The sequence below is a fragment of the Bradyrhizobium sp. MV1.5 genome, from assembly GCF_055807615.1.
Genome location: NZ_JBVVPL010000023.1, coordinates 97,297 through 102,648 on the forward strand (window position 1 = coordinate 97,297; position 5,352 = coordinate 102,648).

Below are 5,352 nucleotides of genomic sequence, written 5' to 3' on the forward strand. Positions count from 1 at the left end.
ACTGTTGGGTGGGAGTTCGGTGACCCCGGTTTGCCGCTACGGTAACCGGGGGGCATTGGCATCGTCGCGCGACCGTCCCGGATTGCGCTTCGCTCCATCCGGGCTACAAAGCTGCCTACCGCCCCAACTCGCGCTTGTACGATGCATAATTCGGCTGGTCGACTGCGAGTTTGTCCATTGTGGTCGCCCAGAGATGCTCGGCGAGGCCTGGGGTTTCGAGATCGACCTCGCCCTTGGCGATGCGCTCGGCCAGCAGGCGGTTCAACTGGGTCACGGAGCCATCCATGCCGAGCAGCGCACGCAGCCGCTCCACCTCCGCAGCATCGCTGCCCTCTTCCCGCGTCAACTGCCGTGTCACGAGATCGAGGATGTTGATGGCGACGCGCAGCTTGAAGGCCTGGTGGCCGGAGATCAGCGGCGCGATGTCGTTGCGGAGGAAATCGGAGACCGATTTGGTCAGCTCGATCGGGGTCGGCTCGTCCTGCATGCGTCAACTCCCGCGCGGCGCCAGCAGCCGCAACAGATCGATCTCGGTCTCGGAGGCGCGCCGGCCGATCATGGCGCGTTCCATCGAATGGTCCGGGCCCTCGCGAAACCGCTGCATCATGCCGCCGCACATGATGCCCCAGCGCAGCGTGCCCATCACTTCCCAGAATTTGACACGCGATGGATCGACCTTGCGTCCCGCGGCCTGATAGCCCGCGAACAACTCCTCGCGCGAGCCAAACCCGCCGACCGGCTTGTCGATCTCGCCAAAGCGCCACGAATTGACGCAGACCCAGCCGAGATCCTCCATGGGGTCGCCGAGATGAGCGAGCTCCCAGTCCAGCACGGCGCGGATGCCGTCGGCACCGATGATGAGATTGCCGTTGCGGAAATCGCCATGCACCAGTGTGGTCTCGGCGGCAGGACCCGGATCGTGGTCGCGCAGCCAGCGCAGCGCCAGCTCGAACACGGGCTTGGGCCAGTCCAGGCTGCGATAATCGCGCTCGAACTCAGAGATTTCCTCCGTCGCGGACCGGCTGCGCAGCTCGGGCAATTTGTCCAGCGGCAGCCCGTGCAGCTTCGCGAGCACGCCGCCGATCTGCCGTGCGAGAAGCGGCCGCGCCGCCGCGAACTCGTCGTCGCGCAGGATCTTGCGCGCGATGGTCTCGCCCTCGACCCGCTGCATGATGAAGCCGGTGCCGAGATCGTCGTCCGGCGTCAGCACATGCATCACGCGTGGCGACGGTACGCCGGCCTCATAGGCAAGCTGCATCAGCTGCGCTTCCGCGCCGAGACCTGCCGCGCGCGTCGGCGCCGCGCCATACCCCTTCGGAGAGCGGCGCAGGATCGCGCCAATCGCGCCATCGGGATGGGCGATGTCGAAGCGCCAGGTCTCCTGGCTGGCCCCGCCGGACAGCTTGGCCGCGCCGGTCACGCCGGTCGCCCCCTCGCACCAGCGCGCAACGCTGCGGGAAAGCTCCGCCTCGATCATTTGCCCTTGAACTGCGCCGGACGCTTCTCCAGGAAGGCGCCAACACCTTCGCGGAAATCATCCGTGTCGCCGGCGCGGAGCTGGCACTGGAATTCGAGATTGAGCTGATCCTCGAAGGAATTTTCCGGGCTGTTCCAATAGAGCTTGCGGATCAGCGACAGCGCGACCGTCGGGCCGCTGGCGAGGTCGCGCGCGAGCTTCATCGCCTCCTCCATCAGCACGCCGTCATCATAGACGCGGTTAACGAGGCCCCATTCCAGCGCCTTCTCGGCCGGGAGCCGCTCGCCCATCAGCGACAATTCGATCGAACGTGCCTTGCCGATCAGCCGCGGCAAGAGCCAGGTCGAGCCGCAATCCGGCACGAGGCCGATACGGCGGAAGGCTTGCAGGAAATAGGACGAGCGCGCGCACAGGATCATGTCGCCGAGCAGCGCGAAGCTCATGCCGGCGCCGGCCGCCGGGCCGTTGACCGCGGTCACGATCGGGCAATGCAGATTGCGGATGCGGCGTAGAAACGGATGGAAGCCGGTCTCGAGCGTCAGGCCGGCCTTGGTCTTCTTCGACTGGTTGTTGCGGCCCTGGAGATTCGCCCCGGTGCAGAACGCCCGCCCCGCGCCCGTCAGCACGACGCAGCGCACCTCGCCCTTCTTTTCCTCGATCGCGTCGAGCGCTTCCGCGAGACCGCCCAGCATGTCCACGGAGACCGCGTTCATCACCTCCTGATGGTCGAGCTTGAGGATCGCGACCGAACCATCGAGATCGAGCGTGACATGTTTGAACTGCATGGTTTCCTCGTGAGTTGCGGCCTGCGCCAGTTTCGCAGACCGGAATTGCTTTTGCTGGGGCGCATATTTGATTTTTGGCGCGGTCTTGTCCATGGTGATCGGAGCATAGCAAGCAATCTTGCGCGCAGCGGCTGATGCGCGACCCAAGCAAAAACAGGAAACGCGCCATGAACCTTTTCGACCTTTCAGGCCGGGTCGCCGTGATCACCGGCGGCAATGGCGGCATCGGGCTAGGCATCGCGCAGGCGCTCGCCGGCCAGGGCTGCAATGTCTCGATCTGGGGCCGCAATCCTGACAAGAACAGCAGCGCTGCCGCGAGCCTGGCGGGGCTATCCGGCAAGGTCGACGCGCGGGTCTGCGACGTCACCGACCCGGCCTCGGTCAATGCCGCGATGAAGGCCACGCTCGACACATTTGGCCGCGTCGACGGCTGCTTTGCCAATGCCGGCATCGGCGGCGGCGGCCGACGGTCCTTCATCGAGCGCACCGAGGAAGAATGGCGCACGATGTTTGCGACCAATCTCGACGGCGTGTTCCACGCGTTCCAGGCGGCCGCAAAACACATGACCGCGCGCGCGGAGGCCGGCGATCCCTTCGGCCGGCTGGTGGCGACTTCGAGCCTCGCCTCGATCTTCGGTACCGCCCGCAACGAGCACTACGCGGCGACCAAGGCCGCGATCAACGCGCTGGTCCGCGCGCTCGGCGTCGAGCTGGCGCGCCACGGCGTCACTGCGAACGCGATCCTGCCCGGCTGGATCAAGAGCGACATGACATCAGGCCTGATGGCCAACGAGAAGTTCGTGGCCAACGTGATGCCGCGTATTCCGGTGCGCCGCTTCGGCGAGCCCAGTGATTTCGGCGGCATCGCGGTGTATCTGATGAGCAAGGCCTCGTCGTATCACACCGCGGATACGTTCGTGATCGACGGCGGCTATACGGCGTTTTGAGTCTCGTAGCCCGGATGGAGCGCAGCGCAATCCGGGACCGCCAAAAAGCAAACAAGACCCGGATTTCGCTTCGCTCCATCCGGGCTACAAGATGAGGGAACGGCAAAATGTTTTCACACGTGATGATCGGCACCAACGACCTCGACAAGGCCAAGGCGTTCTATGACAATTTGCTGACCACGCTCGAGGTGCGGCCGGCGCGCGTCGACGGCCATCGCATCTTCTACATCACCAAGACCGGCGTGTTCTCGGTGACGAAGCCGATCAACGGTGAGGCGGCAACGCCTGCGAATGGCGGCACCATCGGCTTTGCCGCCAACTCGCCGGAGCAGGTCAATGCATGGCATACGGCCGGCATCGCCGCCGGCGGCGTTCCTTGCGAAGATCCTCCCGGCATCCGCCAGGGTCCCGGCGTCAACCTCTACATTGCGTATTTGCGCGACCTCGACGGCAACAAGATTTGCGCGATGCATCGGATGGCGAATTAGATCGACATATTCAGTGTCGTCCCGGCGAAGGCCGGGACCCATAACCACAGGGAGTGGTTGTGGCGCAAACTCGTAACTCCGGGTCTTCGTCAAACTCCTCCCTGTGGTTATGGGTCCCGGATCTGCGCTGCGCTTGTCCGGGACGACATCGGGGTGTTGGCGATATCATTCAAACAACATTTCAAACGCCCTAGCGATATTCCATCACGTGGCATGGCTCGCGTTGGAAAAATGCGCGCTCGCACTTTGGCGACGCTGCGACTATTCTCCGGCTCAACACGATCTCAGCGACCCCGGGAGGAACAATGACAAAACACACCTATATTCCCCGCACCACCAACTACACCCTCAATCCCGGGGACGAGCTCAACGACCTCCGCATGTCGGACCAGGTTCGACCGCTCTATGATCACGTCAGGAAATTCATCCGCGATACCGTCGAGCCGATGTCGATCGAGTTCGCCAAGGCCGGCGAAGGCAAGCAAGACCGCTGGAGTTTTACGCCGAAGCAGCTCGAGGTGCTGGAGAAGGCCAAGAACAAGGCCAAGCAGGAAGGCCTCTGGAATTTCTTCCTGCCCGACGACGAGACCGGCCAGGGGCTCAAGAATCTCGACTATGCCTATATCGCATCGGAGCTCGGCAAGAGCCCGCTGGCCTCGGAGAGCATGAACTGCTCGGCGCCGGATACCGGCAACATGGAGGTGCTGGAGCGCGTCGGCACCAAGGAGCAGAAGGAGAAGTGGCTGAAGCCGCTGATGAACGGCGAGATCCGCTCGGCCTATGTGATGACCGAGCCGAACGTTGCCTCCTCGGACGCCAAGAATATCTCGACGACGGCAAAGCTCGTCGGCGACGAATGGGTCATCAACGGCGAGAAGTATTACATCTCCGGCGTCGGCGATCCCCGTTGCAAGATCCTCATCGTGATGGTGAAGACCAATCCGGATGCGGCGCCGAGCAAGCAGCAGTCGCAGATCCTGGTGCCGCGCGACACGCCCGGCGTCGAGGTGCTCGGTCCCATGTACGTGTTCGGCCAGGACCACGCACCGCGCGGCCACATGCATATGCGCTTCAACAATGTGCGCGTGCCGAAGGAGAACATTCTGCTCGGCGAAGGCCGCGGCTTCGAGATCTCGCAGCTTCGGCTCGGCCCGGGCCGCATCCATCACTGCATGCGCACCATCGGCAAGGCCGAGAAGGCGCTCGATTTGATGGTGCAGCGTGGCCTCACCCGCGAAGCCTTCGGCAAGAAGATCGCCCATCTCGGCGGCAACATGCAGATCATCGCGCAGGCGCGCTGCGAGATCGAGGCGATGCGGCTGATGGTGCTGAAGGCCGCCAAGGCCATGGACGTGCTCGGCAACAAGGAGGCTCGCGTCTGGGTCTCCATGGTCAAGGCCATGGTGCCGGAGCGCGCCTGCAAGATCATCGACCAGTCGATCCAGATGCACGGCGCCACCGGCATCTCGCACTGGACCCCGCTGGCCGAAATGTACCAGGACGTTCGTCACCTCCGCTTCGCGGACGGTCCGGACGAGGTGCACTGGATGGTGGTGGGACGCCACGAGCTGAGCATGGCGTGATCAACTGGCTGTCTTTTCCCTCTCCCCGCTTGCGGGGAGAGGTCGGATTGCATCGAAGATGCAATCCGGGTG

At 63.9% G+C, this 5,352-nt stretch carries 6 protein-coding genes; 3 read left to right on the forward strand and 3 right to left on the reverse strand.

Going from position 1 to position 5,352, the window contains the following annotated elements:
- Window positions 1-115: 115 nt before the first annotated feature.
- From AC0L2J_RS21650 to AC0L2J_RS21660, 3 genes are read right to left on the reverse strand one after another with little or no spacing between them, the layout of a single operon-like run.
- A complete protein-coding gene (locus AC0L2J_RS21650) occupies window positions 116-487 on the reverse strand; it encodes a DUF6285 domain-containing protein (protein ID WP_473394070.1) in 372 nt (123 codons plus the stop codon).
- A gap of 3 nt (window positions 488-490) precedes the next feature.
- Window positions 491-1,477: a phosphotransferase family protein gene (locus tag AC0L2J_RS21655; RefSeq protein ID WP_473394074.1), complete on the reverse strand. Its 987-nt coding sequence runs from the start codon at window positions 1,475-1,477 to the stop codon at window positions 491-493.
- Window positions 1,474-2,262 carry an enoyl-CoA hydratase/isomerase gene (locus tag AC0L2J_RS21660; RefSeq protein ID WP_473394077.1) on the reverse strand — a complete coding sequence of 263 codons (789 nt, stop codon included), beginning with the start codon at window positions 2,260-2,262 and terminating at the stop codon, window positions 1,474-1,476. Before AC0L2J_RS21660 ends, AC0L2J_RS21655 begins: the two co-directional genes overlap by 4 nt.
- Window positions 2,263-2,429: 167 nt before the next feature.
- Here AC0L2J_RS21660 and AC0L2J_RS21665 point away from each other — a divergent pair, with 167 nt between their 5' ends.
- The 3 genes from AC0L2J_RS21665 (at window position 2,430) to AC0L2J_RS21675 (ending at window position 5,280) form a co-directional block, all read left to right on the forward strand.
- A complete protein-coding gene (locus AC0L2J_RS21665; RefSeq protein ID WP_007607980.1) occupies window positions 2,430-3,209 on the forward strand; it encodes an SDR family NAD(P)-dependent oxidoreductase in 780 nt (259 codons plus the stop codon).
- Between the two features lie 107 nt (window positions 3,210-3,316).
- Window positions 3,317-3,697 (forward strand): VOC family protein, encoded by a 381-nt coding sequence (locus AC0L2J_RS21670; protein ID WP_063993157.1) that lies wholly within the window; start codon window positions 3,317-3,319, stop codon window positions 3,695-3,697.
- 305 nt (window positions 3,698-4,002) lie between these two features.
- Window positions 4,003-5,280, forward strand: coding sequence for an acyl-CoA dehydrogenase family protein (locus AC0L2J_RS21675; protein WP_007593713.1), 1,278 nt, complete (start codon window positions 4,003-4,005; stop codon window positions 5,278-5,280).
- The last annotated feature ends 72 nt before the right edge of the window (window positions 5,281-5,352 follow it).

Coding starts and splice junctions, on each gene's coding strand:
- AC0L2J_RS21650 (WP_473394070.1), bottom strand. CDS start 487: ATGCAGGACGAGCCGACCCCGATCGAGCTGACCAAATCGGTCTCCGAT.
- AC0L2J_RS21655 (WP_473394074.1), bottom strand. CDS start 1,477: ATGATCGAGGCGGAGCTTTCCCGCAGCGTTGCGCGCTGGTGCGAGGGG.
- AC0L2J_RS21660 (WP_473394077.1), bottom strand. CDS start 2,262: ATGCAGTTCAAACATGTCACGCTCGATCTCGATGGTTCGGTCGCGATC.
- AC0L2J_RS21665 (WP_007607980.1), top strand. CDS start 2,430: ATGAACCTTTTCGACCTTTCAGGCCGGGTCGCCGTGATCACCGGCGGC.
- AC0L2J_RS21670 (WP_063993157.1), top strand. CDS start 3,317: ATGTTTTCACACGTGATGATCGGCACCAACGACCTCGACAAGGCCAAG.
- AC0L2J_RS21675 (WP_007593713.1), top strand. CDS start 4,003: ATGACAAAACACACCTATATTCCCCGCACCACCAACTACACCCTCAAT.